General features: G+C 72.3%; 13 protein-coding genes and 2 pseudogenes. 8 read left to right on the plus strand and 7 right to left on the minus strand.

Annotated elements, in window-relative coordinates; all coding sequences use genetic code 11:
- Window positions 1-30 precede the first annotated feature (30 nt).
- From OJ254_RS07600 to OJ254_RS07615, 4 genes are all read left to right on the plus strand, one after another.
- Window positions 31-4,203, plus strand: coding sequence for an nSTAND1 domain-containing NTPase (locus OJ254_RS07600; RefSeq protein ID WP_265361737.1), 4,173 nt, complete (start codon window positions 31-33; stop codon window positions 4,201-4,203).
- 314 nt (window positions 4,204-4,517) lie between these two features.
- Window positions 4,518-5,306 carry a GntR family transcriptional regulator gene (locus tag OJ254_RS07605; protein ID WP_265365086.1) on the plus strand — a complete coding sequence of 263 codons (789 nt, stop codon included), beginning with the start codon at window positions 4,518-4,520 and terminating at the stop codon, window positions 5,304-5,306.
- Between the two features lie 5 nt (window positions 5,307-5,311).
- The gene (locus OJ254_RS07610; RefSeq protein ID WP_265361738.1) at window positions 5,312-6,073 is read left to right on the plus strand and encodes a glycosyltransferase family 2 protein; all 762 of its coding nucleotides are present in this window, start codon (window positions 5,312-5,314) and stop codon (window positions 6,071-6,073) included.
- A 246-nt stretch (window positions 6,074-6,319) separates the two neighbouring features.
- Entirely contained in the window at window positions 6,320-6,832 is a 513-nt protein-coding gene (locus OJ254_RS07615) for a hypothetical protein (protein WP_265361739.1), read from the plus strand.
- Between the two features lie 94 nt (window positions 6,833-6,926).
- On the opposite strand, the pseudogene OJ254_RS07620 reads toward OJ254_RS07615, so the two are convergent.
- Window positions 6,927-8,143: pseudogene (locus tag OJ254_RS07620) on the minus strand (amidohydrolase family protein).
- Window positions 8,144-8,393: 250 nt separating this feature from the next.
- Between OJ254_RS07620 and OJ254_RS07625 the strand changes: the two are divergent.
- The 3 genes from OJ254_RS07625 (at window position 8,394) to OJ254_RS07635 (ending at window position 11,179) form a co-directional block, all read left to right on the plus strand.
- On the plus strand, window positions 8,394-8,861 hold the full coding sequence (locus tag OJ254_RS07625) for a DoxX family protein (RefSeq protein ID WP_265361740.1): 468 nt from the start codon (window positions 8,394-8,396) through the stop codon (window positions 8,859-8,861).
- A 220-nt stretch (window positions 8,862-9,081) separates the two neighbouring features.
- On the plus strand, window positions 9,082-9,783 hold the full coding sequence (locus tag OJ254_RS07630) for a TetR/AcrR family transcriptional regulator (RefSeq protein ID WP_265361741.1): 702 nt from the start codon (window positions 9,082-9,084) through the stop codon (window positions 9,781-9,783).
- 256 nt (window positions 9,784-10,039) lie between these two features.
- Complete coding sequence (locus OJ254_RS07635; RefSeq protein ID WP_265361743.1) at window positions 10,040-11,179, plus strand: cytochrome P450 family protein; 1,140 nt, start codon at window positions 10,040-10,042, stop codon at window positions 11,177-11,179.
- A 115-nt stretch (window positions 11,180-11,294) separates the two neighbouring features.
- Here OJ254_RS07635 and OJ254_RS07640 read toward each other — a convergent pair whose 3' ends face one another.
- Both OJ254_RS07640 and OJ254_RS07645 read right to left on the minus strand, forming a co-directional pair.
- Window positions 11,295-12,377 (minus strand): hypothetical protein, encoded by a 1,083-nt coding sequence (locus tag OJ254_RS07640; protein ID WP_265361744.1) that lies wholly within the window; start codon window positions 12,375-12,377, stop codon window positions 11,295-11,297.
- A gap of 232 nt (window positions 12,378-12,609) precedes the next feature.
- A complete protein-coding gene (locus OJ254_RS07645) occupies window positions 12,610-13,443 on the minus strand; it encodes a class I SAM-dependent methyltransferase (RefSeq protein ID WP_265361745.1) in 834 nt (277 codons plus the stop codon).
- Window positions 13,444-13,689: 246 nt separating this feature from the next.
- Here OJ254_RS07645 and OJ254_RS07650 point away from each other — a divergent pair, with 246 nt between their 5' ends.
- Window positions 13,690-15,483: a S9 family peptidase gene (locus OJ254_RS07650; RefSeq protein ID WP_265365087.1), complete on the plus strand. Its 1,794-nt coding sequence runs from the start codon at window positions 13,690-13,692 to the stop codon at window positions 15,481-15,483.
- A 221-nt stretch (window positions 15,484-15,704) separates the two neighbouring features.
- On the opposite strand, the pseudogene OJ254_RS07655 reads toward OJ254_RS07650, so the two are convergent.
- The 4 genes and pseudogenes from OJ254_RS07655 to OJ254_RS07670 form a co-directional block, all read right to left on the minus strand.
- A pseudogene (locus tag OJ254_RS07655) lies at window positions 15,705-16,717 on the minus strand (cation diffusion facilitator family transporter).
- Between the two features lie 521 nt (window positions 16,718-17,238).
- Complete coding sequence (locus tag OJ254_RS07660) at window positions 17,239-18,135, minus strand: SURF1 family protein (protein ID WP_265361746.1); 897 nt, start codon at window positions 18,133-18,135, stop codon at window positions 17,239-17,241.
- A 34-nt stretch (window positions 18,136-18,169) separates the two neighbouring features.
- Window positions 18,170-19,039 (minus strand): hypothetical protein, encoded by an 870-nt coding sequence (locus OJ254_RS07665; protein WP_265361747.1) that lies wholly within the window; start codon window positions 19,037-19,039, stop codon window positions 18,170-18,172.
- A 973-nt stretch (window positions 19,040-20,012) separates the two neighbouring features.
- A complete protein-coding gene (locus OJ254_RS07670) occupies window positions 20,013-20,675 on the minus strand; it encodes a SigE family RNA polymerase sigma factor (RefSeq protein ID WP_265361748.1) in 663 nt (220 codons plus the stop codon).
- Between the last annotated feature and the right edge of the window lie 386 nt (window positions 20,676-21,061).

A 21,061-nucleotide genomic window follows, 5' to 3' on the forward strand; every position in this document is an offset into this window, starting at 1 on the left:
CCGGATGTCCAGCTGCGGGGGAAGTAAGGAGTGGAGGCCTTGAGTTCCGACTCAGGGGCGCGCTCAGCCTTCGCCGAGCGTCTCGCGTTGCTGTACAAGGAGGCCGGCAACCCTCCCCTCAAGAAGGTGGCCGAGGCGGTCGTCCGGCTGCAGCGGGTCGACGAGCGTGGGCGGCCGGTGCGGGTGTCCGTGCAGCGGATCAGCGACTGGCGGCGGGCGAAGAACGTGCCCGCGCAGTTCGCCGCCCTCGCGGCGGTGCTGCAGGTCCTGATCCCCCAGGCCCGGCGCTTGCGTCCGGTTCCGGTGTCGACGGGTCTGTACGACCTGGCGCAGTGGCAGCGGCTGTGGGAGCGGGCGGTCGGCGACCGTGCCGCGGCGTCCGCGCAGGACGAGGAACGCCCGCCGGACGAGGCCGTGCCCGTACCCGGTGTGTGCCCGTACCGCGGCCTGGCCCCGTACCGTCCGCAGGACGTCCGGTGGTTCTTCGGCCGGGAGCGGAGCACGGAGGCCCTCGTCGCCCAGCTCCGCGCGGCGGAGCGGACGGGCGGTCTCGTGATGCTCGTGGGCGCCTCGGGGGCCGGAAAGTCGTCGCTGCTGAACGCCGGATTGGTACCCGCGTTGCGGAGCGGCGGCGTGGGGGACGAGCCGGGCGGTGGGGCGCGGGAGGTGCTGCAACTCGTGCCGGGCGGGGATCCGGTCGGGGAGCTGCTCCGCCGGATTCCCGAGCTCGCCGACGTCGTCCCCACCACGCCGGAGCCCCCGGCGGCGGAGCCGACGGCGACCCGGCCCACGGGGACCAAGCCCACGGGAACAGAGCCCGGCACTCCGGAGGCTCCTCGCACTCCCACGCCCCCCGGCACCCCGCCGGACGCCGGCGCCAAGCCCGCCACCCCGCCGGAACCCGGCACCCCCCGTTTCGCGCACGCCGTGCGGGAGGCCGTGTCGGCATGGGCGCGGCGCGGGGCGTCGGCCGGTGCTCGGCCGGTGGTGATCGTGGACCAGTTCGAGGAGGCGTTCACGCTCTGCTCCGACGAGGCGGCCAGGCGGACGTTCATCCAGCTGCTCCACGCCGCGTGCACGCCCTCCCCCACGTTCTCGGCTCCGGTCGAACAGGGGGGATCCCCACGCCCGGACGGCCCGGCACCCGCGCTCGTCATCATCGGCATACGTGCCGACTTCTACGAGAAATGTCTGGGATATCCCGAACTGGCCGATGCGTTGCAGCACCGGCACATGGTGCTCGGGCCGCTGACCAGCGCGGAGCTGCGGGAGACGGTGACCGGGCCGGCCAAGGCCGTGGGGCTGGAACTCGAACCGGGGCTGGCGGAACTGATCGTCCGGGAGGTGAGCGCCAACGGTCCCGACGGGGCGCACGACGCGGGTGTCCTGCCGCTGCTCTCGCACGCCCTGCTCGCCACCTGGCAGCGCCGGAAGGCGGGCCGGCTGACGTTGGCCGGCTACCGCGCGGCCGGCGGCATCCAGGGAGCGGTGGCGGCGACCGCCGAGCGGGCCTGGTCCGGCCTCGACCCGACGGCGCGCACGGCCGCGCGGCTGCTCCTCCTCAGGCTGGTCCGGCTGGGCGAGGACACCCAGGCCACCCGTAGGCGGGGGACGCGGCGCCAACTGGCGGACGAGTCAACGGATCCGCACAAAACGGAGGAATCGCTCGAAGCGCTGGTGCACGCCCGGCTGGTGACGCTCGACGCGGAGGCCGTGGAGATCACCCATGAGGCGCTGCTGCACGCCTGGCCGCGGCTGCGTGACTGGATCGACGAGGACCGGAACGGCAATCTGCTGCGCCAGCGCCTGGAGGAGGACGGCCGGGCCTGGGAGGGCTCGGACCGCGACACGTCCCTCCTCTACCGCGGTTCCCGGCTGGAGCAGGCCCGCAACTGGGCGCAATCCGCCGGCGACACCTTTCTGACCCGCAACGCGGTGGAGTTCCTGGCCGCCTCGGTCCGGCTGCGCCGGCGCACGGTGTGGCTCAGCCGTGGTGCGGTGGCGGCCGTGGTCGTCATGGCGATGCTGGCGCTCGGTTCGGCGGTGGTGGCGTGGCAGCAGCGGGACGACTCGGTGTTCCAGCAGGTGCTCACCGAAGCCGATCGCGCCCAGTACACGGACCCGTCCCTGTCGGCCCAACTCGACCTGGTGGCGCACCACCTTCGCCCCCATGACGAGGGCGCGAACAACCGGCTGCTCTCCATCGTGAACGCCCCGCTGGCCACCCCGCTCCGGGGCCACACCGGCGCCGTCTACCTCACCTCGTTCAGCCCCGACGGGCGCACCCTGGCCACCGCCGGCTACGACCGCACCGTCCGGCTGTGGGACGTGCGCGACCGGGGCCGCCCCGAGCCGCTCGGCAAGCCCCTGACCGGCCACAAGAGTTGGGTGAGCAGCGCGGTCTTCGGTCCGGACGGGCACACCCTCGCCAGCGCCGGCGACGACGGGACGATCCGGCTGTGGGACGTGACCGACCCCCGCCACCCGTCCCGGCTCGGCGCGCCGCTGGCCGGCCACCAGGGCACGATCTACCTGGTCGCCTTCAGCCCGGACGGCCGCACCCTGGCCTCCGTCGGCGAGGACCGCACGGTCCGGCTGTGGGACATGCGCGACCCGCGCCGCCCGAAGGCGCTCGCCACGCTGACCGGCCACACCGCCCCCGTACGCTCCGTCGCGTTCAGCCGCGACGGACGGATGCTCGCGGCGGGCAGCGACGACGAGACCATCCGGCTGTGGCAGGTCTCCGACCCGCGTCATCCCCGGCCGGTCGACCGGGTGCTCACCGGCCACACGGACCTGGTCCACTCCGTGGCCTTCAGCCCCGACGGCCGCACCCTCGCCAGCGGCAGCGCGGACGGCACCATCCGGCTGTGGGACGTGTCCGATCCCGAGCGCGCCAAGGCGATCGGCTCGCCGCTCACCGGCCACACCGGTCCCATCTGGTCCGTGGCCTTCAGCCCCGGCGGCGGGATGCTCGCCGCCGCGAGCGCGGACAGCACGGCGAGCCTGTGGAACGTCAGCGATCCGGCGTACCCCTCGCAGGTGGGCGAGCCCCTCGCGGGCGGCAGCGGCGAGATGTACGCCCTCGGCTTCAGTCCCGACGGCCGGACCCTCGCCACCGGCAGCGGCGACGGCAAGGTCCGTCTGTGGTCGATACCGGCGTCGGACATGATCGGCCGGAACGGGACGTTCCGCTCGGACGGGCGGGTGCTCGCCACGGCCGCGCTCGACGGACGGGTCCGGCTGTGGAACGTGCACGCCCCTGGCCGGCCGGTGCCCCTGAGCAAACCCTTCATGCGCGCGGACGGCTTCCACCGCTCGATGGCGTTCTCCCCCGACGGCCGCACCCTGGTCGTACGGACCGGGCACCGGTCGGTGTATCTGTGGAACGTCGCCGACCCGGCCCACCCGGTCCCGGCCGGGCCGCCCCTCACCCTGCACACCCGCTTCGCGGGCCCCGACTCCCTGGCGTACAGCCCCGACGGCCGCACCATGGCCACCGCCTACGACGACCGCACCGTCCAGTTGTGGAACGTCGGCGACCCGTCCCACGTGGTTCCGCTCGGCGCCCCGCTCACCGGCCACAAGGGCTTCATCAACTCCCTCCTCTTCAGCCCGGACGGCCGTACGCTCGCCAGCGGCAGCGCGGACGGCACCGTCCGGCTGTGGGACGTGTCCGACCCGCGTCATGCCGCCCCGGCCGGCGCCCCGCTCCGAGGGCACCTCGGCCCCGTCAACGCGCTCGCCTACACTCCGGACGGCCACACGCTGGCCAGCGGTGGCGACGACGACACGGTCCGGCTGTGGAACGTCACCGCCCCCCGCCGGGCGACGCCGCTGGGCCCGCCGCTCACCGGCCACACCGAAGCGGTCGTGTCGCTGACCTTCAACCCGGACGGCCGGACCCTGGCGAGCGGCGGCGACGACAACTCGGTCCGCTTCTGGAACGTCACGGACCCGTCCCGGGCCACGCCCATCGGCCAGGCGGCCAGCCCCAACGCCAAGACCGGCAATTTCCTGTCGTTCAGCCCCAAGAGCCACCTGCTCGCGGTGTCGAGCGGCGCCGGCACCGTCCGGCTGTGGAGCCTGGACCCCGACCCGGCGATCCGCCGCATCTGCTCCACCACGCGGGGCGTCCTGACGCCGGAGAAATGGCGCGAGTACCTGCCCCATCTCTCGTACGAGCCGCCGTGCGGCACATGACGACGACCTGGGACGACGTGACTCCGCTCACAACTCCGGGTCCCGTTTAAGCAGTTGACTCCCGCCGTGCTGACAGCCTTGCTACTCTTGGCCGCAGCCCGATCGCTGGTGCATCCCCCGTCGCCAGCGATCGGGCGCTTCCATGTCTGCGTTTCCCGGTTCACGCCTGCCGCTCCCGGTTCAGGCCTGCCGCTCCCGACGCGCCCGCCAACTCGTCAACACCTCTTTATGAGTCGTAACCTGGTGTCGTCCGGCCGGTCAGCCCGTTGATCAGCCCGCTGGCCGCGGCACCGAGCGACGGGACGGTGAAGGCGATGGCGGTGGCGTACGAGCGGATCGCCGACCAGCTTCGGCAGTCCATCCGCGCAGGTCAGCTCATGCCCGGGGACCGCCTCCCCGCCGAGGCGAAGCTCGCCGAGGAGTTCGGCCGCAGCGTGCCGACCGTCCGGGACGCGCTCCGGGTCCTGCGTGACGAGGGCCTGATCGAGAAGCAGCACGGGCGCGGCAACTTCGTCCGGCGCCCCCGCACCACGACCGTACGCACCAATCTTCGCCACCAGTGGGAGAAGAACCGCGCCCGCCGGTCCCTGGAGGAGCGGGCCCGGACCGGCGCCACCGAGCGCGAGACCGGCCTGGACGTCGACGACCTGATCTTCCACGCGGCGTACCGCGAGACCACCGCGGACGGGGACCTCGCGGCGGCGTTCGGCCTCCCCGAGGGCACCCCGCTCCTCGCGCGCTTCTACCGGACGCGCTGCGCGGCCGAGAGCGCCCCCTTCAGCCTGGTGACGTCCTACCTCGTCCGCGATCTGATCGCGGGGAACCCGGCCCTGCTCGACGCGGCCAACGAGCCCTGGCCGGGCGGCTCGCAGGCCCAGCTCTCCACCGTCGGCATCGAGGTCGACCGCATCGAGGAACGCGTCACCGCCCGCCCGCCGACGCCCGAGGAGGCGGAGGAGCTGGAGCTCCCGCCCGGGACCTCGGTGCTCGTGCTCCGCAAGACGTCGATCGACACCCGGGACCGGATCGTTGACGTCTCGCACGTCGTCCTGCCCGGCGACCGCACGGAAATGCTGTTCACCACTCCCCTGGAAAGGTGGTGAGTGCCGTGCGCCGGCGCGTCATCATCGTCACGGCCGTCCACGCCCCCTCGGCCCCTTTCCTCCCGGAGGCCTACAAGTCCCTCCGCGAGCAGGACCTCCCCCAGGGGTGGGAGTGGCACTGGGTCGTCCAGGAGGACGGTGACACCGACGAGGTCGCCCCGTACGTGCCCGACGACGCGCGGGTGACCTTCCGCCAGGGGCGGGCCGGTGGCCCCGGGGTCGCCCGCACCATCGCCCTGGCCCATGCCGAGGGCGAGTACATCAAGGTGCTGGACGCCGACGACCAGCTGACGCCCGGCACGCTCGCCCGCGACCTGGCCGCCCTGGAGGGCGACCGCAGCATCGGCTGGGCGACGTCCCGGGTCCTCGACCTGCTGCCCGACGGCTCGACGGCCGGTTTCCCCGGCGACCCCGAGGCGGGCCCGATCGAGCGCGGCGCCGTCCTCGACTTCTGGAAGGCGAACGACTTCCGCGCCCAGGTCCACCCGGCGTCCCTCTTCGTCCGCCGCGACCTGCTCCTCGCCCTCGGCGGCTGGATGGCCCTGCCCGCCTCGGAGGACACCGGCCTGCTGCTCGCCCTGAACGCCACCGCCCGCGGCTGGTTCTCCTCGGAGATCGGCCTCCTCTACCGCAAATGGCCCGGCCAGGCGACCAGCCAGCCGTCCCACACGGACAGCGCGGAGCGCCATGCACGGATGGCGGTCGCCGAGGCCCGGGCACGCGAGCTCGCGCACCTCGACTGGCGTTATCCGAGGGCCGATGACTGAGGGGCGGTGACTGAGAGCCGGGGACTGAGGTGCGTTGGCCGAGAGCCGACGGCTGAGGGGCGGGCGACTGAGAGGTGCGGGCCGAGGGCGACGGCTAGGGGGCGCGAGGCGATCGAAGGGTTCCGGAGTCATGCCTCTGGCCTGTTGGTGCCCGGCGTGCCACCCTGCGCGGCACCCGTTGGCCGGCCCCGACGGACGCCGTGTCCGCGGCCGGCGACGACAGCCGATGCAGGCAAGGAGACCGCCATGACCGAGCCCGGTGGAGTCGAGCAACGACAGACCGGTGGAGTCGAGCAACAACAGCGAAGCACCGCGCAGGACGCCCTCAGGGCCAGGCACACCGCACGCGCCCGCAGCGCCTGTGCCCGTACGGCCGCCGCCTGCCGCTTCGCCGGCTTCGCGGCCGCCCCGGACTCCGTGGTGGCCGTGCCGGCGGCGGCCTCCGCGAAGGCCGCCAACGCGCTCCGGCTGTCCGCCGACGCGGTCGCCGCGTTGGCCGCGGGCGGCCCGGACCCCGCCGCGGACGCCCGGCACGCACGCAACGCGGCCGCGGCCGCCGTCCTCGCCGCCCAGATAGCCCGCTCCCACGGCGTCAACCAGCTCTGCGACGCCGCGTACGACGCCGCCCTCAAGGCCTCCCTGGCCGCGGGAAGGGCCGCCGGGCGGGACGGCCTGGGTGCCAGTGACCCGCTGAACGCCGAGGCGGAGGCCGCCGAGGCCCACGCCGTCGCCGCCGCCGCGGCCGCCGGCTGGACGTAGGACGCGTCTCGACGCCCGTCCGGCACCGCGAGGCCCCGGGCCCGGCGCCCGGGCCGGAGCCGCGGTGCCGGACCGCTCCCCTCCGGAACACCCCTCACCCCTGGTCGAAGGGGAGCTCCAGCATCCGGATCGCGTTCCCCCGCAGGAGCTTGTACGTCACCTCGTCCGGCAGCCCCGCCATGTGCTCGGCCGCCACCTGCTTCGTGTGCGGCCAGGTCGAGTCGACGTGGGGGTAGTCCGTCTCGAACGTCGCGTTGTCGACCCCCACGGTCTCGATCGCCTCGACCCCGTGCCTGTCCCGGAAGAAGCAGCAGAAGATCTGCCGGTAGTAGTACGACGAGGGCGGCTCGGGGATCAGGTCCTTCACCCCGCCCCAGGCCCGGTGCTCCTCCCAGACGTCGTCGGCGCGCTCCAGTGCGTACGGGATCCAGCCCATCTGGCCCTCGCTGTAAGCGAGTTTCAGCCGCGGGAACTTCACCAGCACGCCGCTGAACAGGAAGTCCATCATCGACGCCATCGCGTTGTTGAAGGAGAGCGCGGCCTGGACCGCGGGCGGGGCGTCCGGTGAGGCCGCCGGCATCTGCGACGACGACCCGATGTGCATGTTCACCACCGTCCCGGTCTCCTCGCACGCCGCGAAGAACGGGTCCCAGTACCCGGAGTGGATCGACGGCAGTCCCAGGTACGTGGGATCTCGCTGAAGGTCACCGCCCGTACCCCGCGGGCGGCGTTGCGCCGGATCTCCGCGACCGCCAGGTCGATGTCCCACAACGGGATGAGGCACAGCGGGATCAGCCGGCCGCCGCTGTCCCCGCACCACTCCTCCACCATCCAGTCGTTGTACGCCCGGACGCAGGCGAGCCCGACCTCCTTGTCCTGCGCCTCGGCGAAGGTCTGGCCGCAGAAGCGCGGGAACGTCGGGAAGCAGAGCGACGCCTCCACGTGGTTGACGTCCATGTCCGCGAGCCGCGCCTTGGGGTCCCAGCAGCCGCGCCGCATCTGCTCCCGGGTGATCCCGTCCAGCGTCATCTCGTCCCGGGAGAAGCCCACGGCCGCGATGATGCGCTTGTACGGGAAGATCTGCCCGTCGTACTCCCACCAGTCCGTGATCTGACCGTCCGGGTCCGTGGTGAACCGGTACTTCCCGCCCACGTACGCCAGCTCACCGATGCCGGCGGTGAACGGCTTCGGCCCCCTGTCCTGGTACTTCTTCGGAAGCCAGGTCTCGAAGAGGTGCGCCGGTTCGATCACGTGATCGTCCACGCTGATGACCTTGGGAAGCTCCGCCGTGCCGCTCTCGTTGCTGATCACGCTGTACCCCCAACTGCCCGCCGGTGAGTCCCTACGGGCCCGAATCTGACGACCCATCAGTTCCGAGGCTATGACCTCCCCTCGCGACGACAAGGCGCGCCCGGCAACTCCCCCCTCCCGGGTCGCCGGCCCTTACGACCCGAGCCGCCCCACTTGCGGGATGAGCCGCCAGCCGCTGAACTTGCGGACACCGAACTCATCTGACGCTCCATCAGTTCACATCTCCGCCGCGGACGAATCGAGGGACGACATGGGCACGACCCCGCACACGATCTGGCTCAGCGGCGCCGAGTGGTGCGCGGTCCTCCGGATCGGCCTCGGGCTGTGGTGGCTGGAGAGCTGGCGCCACAAGGACAAGAAGACCTGGTTCGCCGGCGGTGGCATCGACTGGGCGGCCGGCATCGCGGCCGAACACCGCTGGCCCGCCGTCCGCAAGAGCTTCGACCGCCTCGTGAAGCCGCACCCCCGCCTGATGGCGTACCTCGTCGCCTACGCCGAACTGGCCCTCGGCCTCGGACTGATCACGGGCTTCCTCACCCCGATAGCCCTGGTCGCCGGCGCTGTGCTCAATCTGATCTACCTGATCCTGATGATCCACGACTGGGCGGAACAGGGCCAGAACCTGATGATGGCGCTGATCTCGACCGTCGGCCTCCTGACCATGAGCTGGCAGAGCTGGTCGCTCGACGGGGTTTTGGGGTTGTTCCTGCCTTCCTGAGGCCGGCGACGCTCGCCGGCCCGCCTCCGCCGCCCCGCCATCGACCGCCTGTCCGGAAAGCGCCTTCCGGCCTCCCCGTCGCCGTCCCTAGCCTGGTCTCCGTGACCAGATTTCATATCTGGTCACGGAGTCAGAGCCAGGAGTCAGGCGCAGAGACAGGCGCAGAGACGGACGCGGAGCCCAAGGGATCCGCGTACCGGCGGGGGAGGCGGAAGAAGCCGTGGAGCGGGCGGAGCGCGGGGAGCGGATCCTGGCGGTGGCCGGGGAGTTGCTGCTCGCCTGGGGGTACGCGCGGATCACGATCGACGAGATCGCCCGGCGCGCCAAGGTGGGCAAGGGAACGGTCTACCTCCACTGGAAGACCAAGGATGCCCTGCTTCTCGCCGTCATGCTGAAGGCGCAATCCCGCAGCCAGCAACGGCATGTGGAACGCCTCCGCGCCGATCCGCTGGAGGTCCTGCCGAGCCGGATGATGCGCGGGCGCTTCCAGGACTTCCTCGCCGAGCCCGTGCTGCGCGCCCTGTACACCGATGACTCCGATGTCCTCGGCCGGCTCAATGACCACGCCAAGAAGGAGTTCGCGGAGCTGATCGTCGAGGCCGACCGGACCCTGCGACGCCACCTTGAGGTCTTGCGTGCACACGGTCTGGTGCGCACCGACACGGAGGTGCGCCACCAGCAGTACGCGCTGATGGCGATCGCCACCGGGTTCTTCACCGCGGAGACGCTGCTCCACGATCGGGCTCCGGACACCCCTGGGACGCGTGCGGAGATCCTGGCCCGGACCGTCCGGAGCACGCTCGAAACCGCCCCCGGGCACGAACACCGGGCCGCCACCGCGGCCGTACCGGAAGTCATCGCCCTCTACGAGCAGTTGGCGGACGCGTCCGCCCGCGAGATGGACCGCCAGGTACGTCGCTGAGACCCAGCGGCGGGTACGCCGCCGCCGCGGGCGCGGCGGCGGCCGGAGACGGCGGCCGGTGACCGACCGCGGCCGCCTCGCCCACTCCCAACCGGAGGAGAACGAAAGATGTCGGCATTACCCCGCTCCCCGTTCACCGCGCACGTCGGGAAACACCCGGGCGAGCCGCAGCTGATGGATCCCGCGCTGGTCAGCGACCCCTACGGCGGGTACGGGGCGTTGCGCGAGCAGGGGCCGGTCGTCCGCGGGCAGGTTCATGGACGACTCGCCCGCCTGGTTCGTGACCCGCTTCGAGGAGGTCCGGCAGGTCCTGCGCGACCCGCGGTTCGCGAACAACCCGGTCGCCTCCTCCCTGGGCGCCAGGCCCGAGGACTCGCCCACGGTGCGGCTGTTGGACATGCTCGGCTTCCCCGAGCACCTGCGCGTCTACCTGCTCGGATCGATCCTCAACAACGACGCCCCGGACCACACCCGGCTCCGCCGCCTGGTGTCCCGCGCGTTCACCGCACGCAAGATCACCAACCTGCGGCCGCGCGTGGCGGAGATAACGGACTCCCTGCTGGACCGGCTCCCCGAGCACGCCGAGGACGGCGTCGTCGACCTGATCCCGCACTTCGCGTACCCGCTGCCCATCACGGTCATCTGTGAACTGGTCGGCATACCGGAAGCCGACCGTCCGCAATGGCGTCAATGGGGTGCCGACCTCGTCTCCCTCCAACCGGATCGGCTCGGCGTCACGTTCCCCGCGATGATCGACCACATCCACGAGCTGATCCGCGAACGCCGCGGCGCGCTCACCGACGACCTGCTCAGCGAGCTGATCCGCACCCATGACGACGACGGCGGCCGGCTGAGCGACGTCGAGATGGTCACCATGGTCCTCACTCTCGTCCTTGCCGGTCACGAGACCACCGCCCACCTGATAGGCAACGGCACGGCGGCGCTGCTCACCCACCCCGGCCAACTCCGCCTGCTCCAGGACGATCCGGCCCTGCTCCCGCGGGCCGTCCATGAGCTGATGCGGTGGTGCGGGCCGGTGCACATGACGCAGCTGCGGTACGCCACCGAGGACGTCGAGCTCGCCGGCACCCTGATCCGCAAGGGCGACGCCGTGCAGCTCATCCTGGTGTCGGCGAACCACGATCCCCGCCACTACACCGACCCCGAACGCCTCGATCTGACCCGCCATCCCGCGGGCCACGCCGAGAACCACGTGGGCTTCGGCCACGGTCCGCACTACTGCCTCGGCGCGACGCTGGCCAAACAGGAGGCCGAGGTCGCCCTCGGGAAGCTGCTCGCACGCTTCCCGGCGTCGCGCTCGCCGTCCCACCGGAGCGCCTGGAACGCGTGCAGATCCCGGGCAGTTGGCGGCTGGCGTCCCTGCCGCTGCGGTTGAGCTGAGAGCCCGCGCTCCGGGCGGGGCGGAACCTCGTCCCGGCCCCGGAGGGAGCGGGGGCGGCCGGCCGATCGTCGACCGGCCGGCCGCCCCGCCACTTCCCCGGTGCGTGGGGTTACTTGCCGGCCACCGAGGCGCGCCAGGTGACCTGGTGCGAGCCCTCGCCCTCACCGTTGAAGATCACCGCTGTCGGCGCGTCGCCCTTCGGCAGCAGGTGGATGGAGCACTCGGTCACCACGCCGTTCGGCTTCAGCATCTTGTCGGGGACGGCCTCGGGGCACTGGCTGACACCGGGGCCGCCGATGTCGATCAGCACCATCTTCCGCACGGTCTGACCGGCCGCGGTCTGCAGCGTCACCCCGTCGTTCATGCTGGGCAGCAGGTCGTACTTGCCGCTGTTCCGGTACTGCATGGTGACGTAGTACGGGACCATCTTCTTCTGGTCCGCGTCCAGGTCGAAACGGCCCAGGTCGGCGATGGAGCCGGCGCGCACGCTCTTCGGGGTGATCCGCAGCGAGACGGGCCGCTTGTCGGCGTCCTCCGTGACGCCGTCGGCCGGCTTGCCCGCGGGCAGGATCCCGTCCGACGCACCGCCTTCGGCACCGCCCTCGCCCACCTTCCAGATGAGGGTGTCACCCCCGTCGTCCTTGTAGGAGACGGTCGTCGGCGGCTGCCCCTTGGGGAGCATGTAGATCTGGCAGAGCGCGGCGGTGGCGCCGGCCGCCAGCTGCGACGCGCCGCCCTCGCGGCACTCGGGCGGCAGTCCGGAGCTCGTGGCCAACGGGTTGGACTGGAACAGCGAGACCGGCTGGGCCGGCTGGCCGTCCGCACCGGTGACGGAGAAGTTCCGCTCCGGGGACAGGTTCTTCACCGTCTTCTTGCCGGTGTTCGTGTACGAGAAGGTGAGGTAGTACGGCACCTTCCCCTTCAGGTCGCCGTCCAGCCGGATGTGCGAGAGGTCGGAGTCCGAGCCGCGGGCCAGCCGCGTCGGGGTGATCCGCAGCGGGTGCGCCTTGTCGTCGGAGTCGGTCCAGGTGGCCTGGCGGGGCGTGGCCTTCATCGGCAGCGGCTTGGCGGGCGTCACGGCCTCCGACGGCCCGGGCGCCGCCTTGCCGCTACCCGGCCCGCCACATCCCACGGCCAGCAGCATGAGCGCGCTGAGACCCGCGGCGCCCGCGATACGTATCGGCTTCCGCACGGCAATCCCCCGTTGTTCTGCGGCGTTTCCGCGTTGTTCTGCGTTGTTCTGCGTTGTTCTACGTTGATCTGCATCGTTCGTCGATGGCCTGCATCGTTCTTCGATGGCCTGCGCCGGTGCCCGTCGTTGCCGCCTGACCGGCCGGGACCGGTCGGCCACACTAGCCGGGGGCGGTACGGACGAACGGCACCGCCCCCGGAGCCCCGGGGCAACGGGCCCGTAGGAACGCACCTCAACGAGGACGACTGGCCCGCAGCGAGTACATGAGGGGAACGCGGGGACGGTCGGCGGGAAAGCGGTAGTACCCGTCGTCGCCCCGCCGAAGTGCGGCGAACCGCTGGAACATGGTCATGTCGTGCTCGTGCAGGAAGTCGATGCGCAGACCGGCGCCGGCGAGTGCGGAGACGACGTCGCCCAGCGGATGCTGCCATTCGACACTGCGGTTGTTGACCGTCGGCGCCTCGAAGTCCGCGTACGTACCGGGCACTTCGTCGACCCAGGCGTCCCGCCGGAAGTAGTCGTGGACGATCCGCGCGCCGGTCTCGTCGTCGAGCGCGTCGGCCAGCGGGTGGAATTCGGCGAGGTAGAGGAAGCCTCCGGGTGCGACGAGCGAGGCGGCGGTGTCGGCCCAGCGCTCCAGGTCCGGGAGCCAGTTCAGGGCACCGATTCCGGTGTAGACGATGTCGTACGAGGCGTCGGGGACGGCCTCGGCGGCGTCGTAGACGTCGGCGGCGACGAAGGCCGCACGGTCCGGGCCGTAGCCGAGCCCGGCGGCGAGCTCGCGGGCGGCTTCCACGGCCGGTTCGGAGAAGTCCAGGCCGACGACGCGGGCGGCGCCGCGGTGCGCCCAGGAAAGCGTGTCCTGCCCGAAGTGGCACTGGAGGTGGAGCAGGGACCGGCCGGTGACGTCCCCGACCTCTGCGGTCTCGAAGTCGCGGATCACGTCCCGGACCCGGCGGAAGCGCTCCTGGTCATAAAAATCGCTCGCGGTGTGGATGGCCACCCGCTCGTCCCACCTCGCGCGATTGGTCTCCCGCCAGTCGTCGGGGCCGGTGTGTTTTCGCATATCGCGAAGTTATCCACAGGGTTGTGGCCCTCGCCAACGCATTTCGAGCGCCGGGCGCAGAATGGGCGCATGACTGACGAGACGACCGCAGGACCCGACCGCACGCCCGCCCCGACCCCTTCCTCGGCCGACCCCGACCGCTCCGCCCGCTCCTCCGGGACGCTGACGGACTCGGCCGACCCCATAACGGGCCCGGGCACGTCGACACCTGACCCGGCCGCCTCGCCGAAACGGGACACCACGGACATGCCCGACTGGGAGAAGCGCTTCCGCGCCCCGCGGATCGGACTGCCGGACTGGGCCGAGGACGCCCCGGACCGCTCCCTGTTCGTCTCGAACGCCACCGGCACCTTCGAGCTGTACACCTGGGACCGGGCGACCGGCGCCCAGCGACAGGCCACGGACCGGCCGAACGGCACGACGGACGGGACGCTCTCGCCGGACGGCGAATGGGTCTGGTGGTTCTCGGACACCGACGGGGACGAGTTCGGCGTCTGGATGCGGCAGCCGTTCGCCGGCGGGCCGGACGAGCCGGCCACCCCCGGACTCGCCCCCTCCTACCCGGGAGGCCTGGCCATCGGCCGCGACGGCACCGCGATCGTCGGCCGCTCCACGGACGACGACGGCTCGACCATCCACGTCGTACGCCCGGGACAGTCCCCCGCGGAGATCTACCGGCACCGCGAGTCGGCGGGCGTCGGCGATCTCTCGCACGACGGCTCACTGATCGCCATCGAGCACACCGAGCACGGCGACGCGATGCACTCCGCGATCCGCGTCGTCCGGCCCGACGGCTCCACGGTCGCCGAGCTGGACGACACCAACGGCGGCACCGAGGAGCTGGGCCTGTCGGTGCTGGGCTTCGCACCGGTGGACGGTGACTCCCGGCTGCTGGTCGGGCACCAGCGCCGGGGCCGCTGGGAGCCGATGATCTGGGACCCGCTGACCGGCAAGGAGACGGCCCTGGAGATCGACCTCCCGGGAGACGTCGGCGCCGACTGGTACCCGGACGGCTCGGCACTGCTCGTGGAGCACGAGTACCAGGCCCGGAGCGAGCTGTGGCGGTACGACCTCGGAGCGGAGCCGGCGGGCGCGATACTGACCCGGGTCGAGACCCCGGCCGGCACGGTCTCGGGCTCGACGGCACGGCCCGACGGCACGGTCGAGTTCCTGTGGTCGTCGGCCGCGCAGCCCCCGGAGGTGCGCTCGACGAGCGGTGCCGTCGTGCTGGACCCGCCCGGCATGAAGGCGCCGGGATCGGTGCCGGTGCGGGACGTCTGGGTGGACGGCCCCGGCGGCCGTATCCACGCCCTGGTGCAGCAGCCTGCGGGCGACGGCCCCTTCCCGACGGTGTTCGACATCCACGGCGGCCCGACCTGGCACGACAGCGACTCCTTCGCCTCGTCCCCGGCGGCGTGGGTGGATCACGGCTTCGCGGTCGTACGCGTCAACTACCGCGGCTCGACGGGCTACGGCCGCGCCTGGACGGACGCGCTCAAGCACCGCGTCGGGCTGATCGAGCTCGAAGACATCGCCGCGGTGCGCGAGTGGGCGGTCGGCTCCGGCCTGGCGGACCCGGAGCAGCTGGTCCTGGCCGGCGGCTCCTGGGGCGGCTACCTCACCCTGCTCGGGGTCGGCACCCAGCCGGACGCCTGGGCACTGGGCCTCGCGGCGGTACCGGTGGCGGACTACGTCACCGCCTACAACGACGAGATGGAAGCCCTCAAGGCCATGGACCGCACCCTCCTGGGCGGCACCCCCGAGGAGGTCCCGGAGCGCTTCGAGGCCTCGTCCCCGCTGACCTACGTGGACGCGGTGCGGGCCCCGGTCTACATCTCCGCCGGCGTCAACGACCCGCGCTGCCCGATCCAGCAGGTGGAGAACTACGTCCAGCGCCTGGAACAGCGCAGCCACCCGCACGAGGTCTACCGCTACGACGCGGGCCACGGCTCCCTCGTCGTCGAGGAACGCATCAAGCAGGTCCGCCTGGAACTCGACTTCACCCAGCGCTACTTGGCCACCAAGCACGAGAACGCCTGAGCAGCAGCACGGCAGCACGGCAGCACAAGCACGGACACAGGAAAGAGGGGCGACCTCCCGGAAGGAGAGCGAAAGAGCAAGAGAGCAAGAGAACTGGAGAGCCGGAGAACAGGAGAGCAGTGCTCTCGCGGGCGCGGCCCAGCAACACGGCCCCATAACGCGGCTCCGCAACACGGGCCCGTAACGCCGCCCCGTACGCCGCTCCGTAACGCGGCCCCCTCTCAGGCCACCGCGTGGTGGGAGAGGGCGGCGTGCGGATCGGTGATCCCGGTGCCCTCGGTCGTGTGATCGGTGTGGACGGTCGCGGCGGTGAGCCGGGGGACGGCGTGGATGAGTGCGTGCTCGGCGGCGACGGCGAGCGCGTGGGCCTGCACCACGGTCAGTTGGGCGTCGACGACGATCTCGGCCTCGGCACGCAGCGTGTGACCGATCCAGCGCATGCGGACCTGGCCCACGTCACGGACCCCGGCCACCGTGCCCAGGGCGGCCTCCGCGGTGTCGAGGAGCTCGGGGTCGACGGAGTCCATCAGCCGCCGGTAGACCTCGCGGGCCGCGTCGCGGAGGACGACGAGGATGGCGGCAGTGATCAGCAGACCGATGAGGGGGTCGGCGAGGCGCCAGCCGAGAGCTGCGCCTCCGGCACCGAGGAGGACGGCGAGGGAGGTGAAACCGTCGGTGCGGGCGTGCAGCCCGTCGGCGACCAGGGCCGCGGAACCGATCTTGCGGCCGGTGCGGATGCGGTAGCGGGCCACCCACTCGTTGCCGAGGAACCCGACGACGGCGGCCACGGCCACCGCTCCCAGGTGGGTCACGTCACGGGGATGCAGCAGGCGGTCAACGGCCTCGTAAGCGGCCAGGAGGGAGGAGGCGGCGATGGTGAGAACGATGGCGATACCGGCGAGGTCCTCGGCGCGCCCGTAGCCGTAGGTGTAGCGGCGGTTCGCCGCACGGCGGCCGAGCACGAAGGCGATGCCGAGCGGCACTGCGGTCAGGGCGTCCGCGGCGTTGTGGAGGGTGTCACCGAGCAGTGCCACCGAGCCCGACATCGCGACGACGACCGCCTGGACCAGCCCGGTCCCCCGAGGATCCCGAGCGAGAGCCACAGCGTGCGCATGCCCTCCCGGGAGGTCTCCATCGCGGCATCGACCTTGTCCGCGGCCTGGTGGCTGTGCGGGGTGAGCAGATGACCAAGCTGATGCCGCACCCGCCCCCAACGCCCGGCCTGCGACGGCAGCCCGGGGTGGGAGTGGCCGTGGTCGTGGCCGTCGTGACCGGGGTGGGAGTGGCTGGGGCCGTGGCCGTGGGGGCCGGGGTGGGAGTGGCCGGGAGCTTGCCCGTGGGGCCGTCCCCGAGGCCGTCACCGGGGTGGGCGGGGCCGTCGCCGAGGACGGCGGGATCGTCGCCGTGGCCGTCGCCGAGAAATACGGGGCCGTCGCCGAGGCCGGCGGGGCCGTCGCCACGGCCGTCACGGGGGTGCGCCAGGTCCGCGTGGTCGTGGCTGTGCGGTTGGGCTTGGTCAGGGCGGTGCGAGGGGGTGCGGTTGCCTGCCATGGGGCTACCGTGGCACACCGATTCCATTGCGGCTACAACGGTCGTACGCCCTCTGACCAGGTGCAACGACGTTGCAGGTGCCCGTTGCAGGTGGGCGGGGGTGGGGTGGGAGGGGTGGGGGCGGGGGGCGGCCCCCCAGGGGGACCAGCTACCGAGCCCCTCAGCCCCGCCCCACCCCCGCCGCCCCGCCCCGTTCCTGGCCAGTCAGCACGTCCGCCGCCCCAGCCGACGCCTCCGCCGTCCCAGCCGCCACACCCGAAACCCCAGCCGACACATCCCCCGCAGCCGCCGAAACACCCCCGCCTCGCCCGTTTCCGGGAGGAGGCCCAGGGCTGCGTCCTTCGCGGCTTCGGATTCGCGGCGGAAGAGGCGGAACCACATGAAGACCACGAAGCCGGCGAAGACGAACCACTCGCCGGTGTAGCCGAGGTTCTGGAAGGCCTTGAGGTCCAGGCCGCTGCCCTCGGCGGCGGCCGGGGGGACCGCGTGCAGCGGGGCCGGCGGGTCGGTCTGCGTGATCCAGGCGTCGTAGACGTCGTACGGCACGATGTTGACCAGCGACGCCGCGCTGATCATGCCGAGCTGACCGTGCGGCAGTCCGCCGCCCGCCTGGACGCCGTCGGTGCCCTGGTTCTCGGAGGCCTGCAGCGCGCCGGTGACCGTCACCTCGCCCTTGGGCGGCGCGGGCACCTTCGCCGCGTCGGCCTTCGCATCGGCGTCACCGGGCAGCCAGCCACGTACGACCGGGAGCGCCTTGCCGTGGTCCGTGCGCAGGAGGGTGAGGACGTAGAAGCCCTGCCACTCGCCGCGCTTGTCCTTCAGCGTGCGGGCCGGGACGAGCAGTTGGTGCTCGGTGTCGTAGTGCCCGCGGGCGCTGGCCTGGCGTCCGGAGGTGACCTTGTCGACGGGCAGCAGGCTGTCGAGCGGCCGGGCGGCCGCGGTCTTCGCCCGGGCCGAGCGGTCTTCCTGCTGCCGGTGGGTGTCGACGCGGTCCTCGAAGCGGCTCAGCTGCCAGCTGCCCATGAAGATGCAGAAGGGAATCGCCAGCACGGCGAAGACGTTGATCCCCCACCACCGCGGGGTCAGCAGGAACCGGTACACCCCGTCAACGGTACGGGGCCCGCGCGGCGGGCCCTCACCGCCCCCTGGCCGAGTCCCGCCGGGCCCTACTGGGCCGCCACCGCCTCCGTGCGGTAAACCGTTCCGGCGCAGGCGTCGGTGATCTTGGCGTCGGTGGCGGCGGGCTCGCCGGCCTCCGGCGTATGGCTGAGAACGATCCCTCCGGGCGTGGCTCCGCCACCGCCGGTACCGTCGTCGCCGCCCGCCTGGCCGCCGTCGGTGCCCGTCGTGGCCCCCGCGTCCGGGGACTGCCCCGGGTCCTTCGAGGGTCGGGAGTCGGCGAGGGCCCCGGGTTGGCGCACCCGGTGGGGCCGCCGCCGGCCTGCGGGATCCAGGCGAACTTCACCTCGTACGCCTCGCCGGGCTTGAGCACCAGCTGGTCGGGGGTGGTGGCCGGATCAGGTAGGCCGGTGGCCTCGTCACCCGAGGTGTGGTCGACGACGTGGATGTGGTCGGGGTTCGTGGACCCCTGCGCGGAAGCCAGGACGACGGTCCCGCCGCCCTGGACGGAACAGGGTGTGGTGGAGGTGTTGACCACCCGGAACGCACCGTAGACGCGGCCGTCGGCGTCCGCCTGGCCGACCTTGCTCGTTCCCTGTCCGAGCTGATCACGCCCGCAGACCGGCGAGGTGACATCCATGGTCTCGTCCGGGGCGGGGGTGCCGGCACCCGCGCCATGACCGGCGCCGTTCTTCTCCGCGGCCTTGCCCTTGCCGGCGGGTTGGCCCCCGCCCGGCCTGGCGCCGCCCTGGTCGGTCGGGCGCGGCCCGGCCTGCTCGGTGCCCTCGCCGTGCGTGCCGCCGTCGGCGTCGTGGGCGCGCTGGCTGCTCGCGGCGTTGGCGGGCCGGTCGGGGGAGCCGTCGGCGAGGTTGACGACGTGGAGCATGGCGGGGATCGACGTACCGCCGAGCAGCAGTGCGGCGGCCGCGCCGACGACGACGTGCCGACGGCGCTGGCGGCGGGCCGGTACGGCGCGGCGCAGGTGGTCCAGGGCGTCCGGGGACGGTTCGAGGCCGTCGACGCTGGACTGCAGGAGGCGCCTCAGATCGTCCTCGTCGCCGAAGCCGCCACCGAATCCACCGCCGGTGGGATGGCTACGGCCGTGGTCATCCCCGTCACCGTCGCCCCCGCTGCCCCGGAGGCAGAGCTCGCAGAGGCCGGCCCCGCGGAGGCCGGGCCCCCGGAGACAGGACCGTCGAACGCTCCGCCGCTATGGGCATCGTTGTCGCGGTCGCCCCCACGGGAGCGGGTCGCACCGGCCTCGCCCCCACGGGACCGCGTCTCACCCGCCTCGGCCTCGCGGGCCCGGGTCTCGCGATCACGCACTCCCCGGTCGTACTCATGGCTCTCGCGGGTCTCCCGGCTCGCGCAGAGCTCGCGGCCTTCATGCCCTCCGCGAGGCTCCTGCTCCCGGGTCTCGTGGCTCTCGCGGCTCCCGTGACTCGCGGAGCCGCCCTGACCGCCGCCGTGCGCCCGGCCGCCGCCGCGCGCCCGGCCACCGTCGTGTGCCTCGCGTACGAGGTACAGCCCCTGCGGCCCATGGGCCGACGCGCCGCGCGTGCGGTACGAGGCGTCGTCCACACCGGCACGCCCCGCCGCCCAGCCCGGAACCGCGCGCCCCCCGGGCACGCCACCCAGCCCACCCTCAGAACCGGCCGAGCCAACCGAACCGATCGAACCAACCGGCCCCATGGGCCCAACCGAACCAACCGAACCAACCGAACCAACCGAACCAACCGAACCGACCGGCCCCATGGGCCCAACCGACCCGACAGACCCAGCCGAAGACCCCAACGACCCGGTCACGCCCCCCAAAGAACCCGCGCCAAACGGCCCGTACCGGCCGAACCTGTTGCCACTCATGCCGGAGTCTCCATCGCGACGCGGAGCGCCGCGATGCCCCGCGACCCGTACGCCTTGACCGAGCCGAGCGATATGCCCAGCGTCTGCGCCACCTGTGCCTCGGTCATGTCGGCGAAATAGCGCAGCACCAGCACCTCGCGCTGGCGGCGCTGCAGCCCGCGCATCGCCTTGATCAGCTGGTCCCGCTCCAGCAGGTCGTACGCGCCCTCCTCCGCACTGGCCATGTCGGGCATCGGCTTGGAGAGCAGCTTGAGGCCGAGGATGCGCCGACGCAGCGCGGAGCGCGAGAGGTTGACGACCGTCTGCCGGAGGTAGGCGAGGGTCTTCTCGGGGTCGCGCACCCGGCCGCGCGCGGAGTGCACGCGGATGAAGGCTTCCTGTACGACGTCCTCGCAGGAGGCGGTGTCGTCGAGGAGCAGTGCGGCGAGACCGAGCAGGGAGCGGTAGTGCGCGCGGTAGGTCTCGGTGAGGTGGTCGACTGTGGTGCCCACGGCCATCGCGTCGTCAGTGTCCCCACGCTGAGAAGGAATCTGCGCGGGACGCGTGGTGGGCCAGGGTGCGATCACTGGCATGCCCCCGGCTGCGCGGGGCCGCTGCGGACGCACTGCCGCGCCTGCCGCGCCCGCTGGGGCGATGGTGAAACCGAGTACCTCTGCCACGCTTGTTGGACACGCTTCCCCCATAAGGGTTGTACGCGCAAGGCACCGCTTTTGACGATGCATCAAATGCCCTCATGCGTACCAGCTCTTCCCGAATGCCCCATTTATCCCGATGAGTTCGCCCCGACACCCGAGGTCTCACACGTGCAGACCCGCAGGCGTCCCGGACCGCCCCTCCCCCGGGATGGCCACAAAGACGCTCCCCGCCGAACTGCCGGTTGCAGTGTGGCGGGGAGCGAATGGTCGAACAGATCGTCAGCCCAGATCAAGAGGTACGGACCAGCGATTCGCTCACAGGATCTTCACACGTCCCTCAAAGTATCCCCCAGACGGTCGGCCCGCGACGGCCAATCCCGCCAAGTCACCCCTCACAGAACCGAGCAACA

Source organism: Streptomyces endophytica (genome assembly GCF_026153355.1).
In the GTDB taxonomy this organism is placed as follows: Bacteria; Actinomycetota; Actinomycetes; order Streptomycetales; family Streptomycetaceae; genus Streptomyces; species Streptomyces endophytica.

Coding starts and splice junctions, on each gene's coding strand:
- OJ254_RS07605 (WP_265365086.1), top strand. CDS start 4,518: ATGGCGGTGGCGTACGAGCGGATCGCCGACCAGCTTCGGCAGTCCATC.
- OJ254_RS07615 (WP_265361739.1), top strand. CDS start 6,320: ATGACCGAGCCCGGTGGAGTCGAGCAACGACAGACCGGTGGAGTCGAG.
- OJ254_RS07625 (WP_265361740.1), top strand. CDS start 8,394: ATGGGCACGACCCCGCACACGATCTGGCTCAGCGGCGCCGAGTGGTGC.
- OJ254_RS07635 (WP_265361743.1), top strand. CDS start 10,040: ATGGACGACTCGCCCGCCTGGTTCGTGACCCGCTTCGAGGAGGTCCGG.
- OJ254_RS07645 (WP_265361745.1), bottom strand. CDS start 13,443: ATGCGAAAACACACCGGCCCCGACGACTGGCGGGAGACCAATCGCGCG.
- OJ254_RS07650 (WP_265365087.1), top strand. CDS start 13,690: ATGCCCGACTGGGAGAAGCGCTTCCGCGCCCCGCGGATCGGACTGCCG.
- OJ254_RS07665 (WP_265361747.1), bottom strand. CDS start 19,039: ATGCTCCACGTCGTCAACCTCGCCGACGGCTCCCCCGACCGGCCCGCC.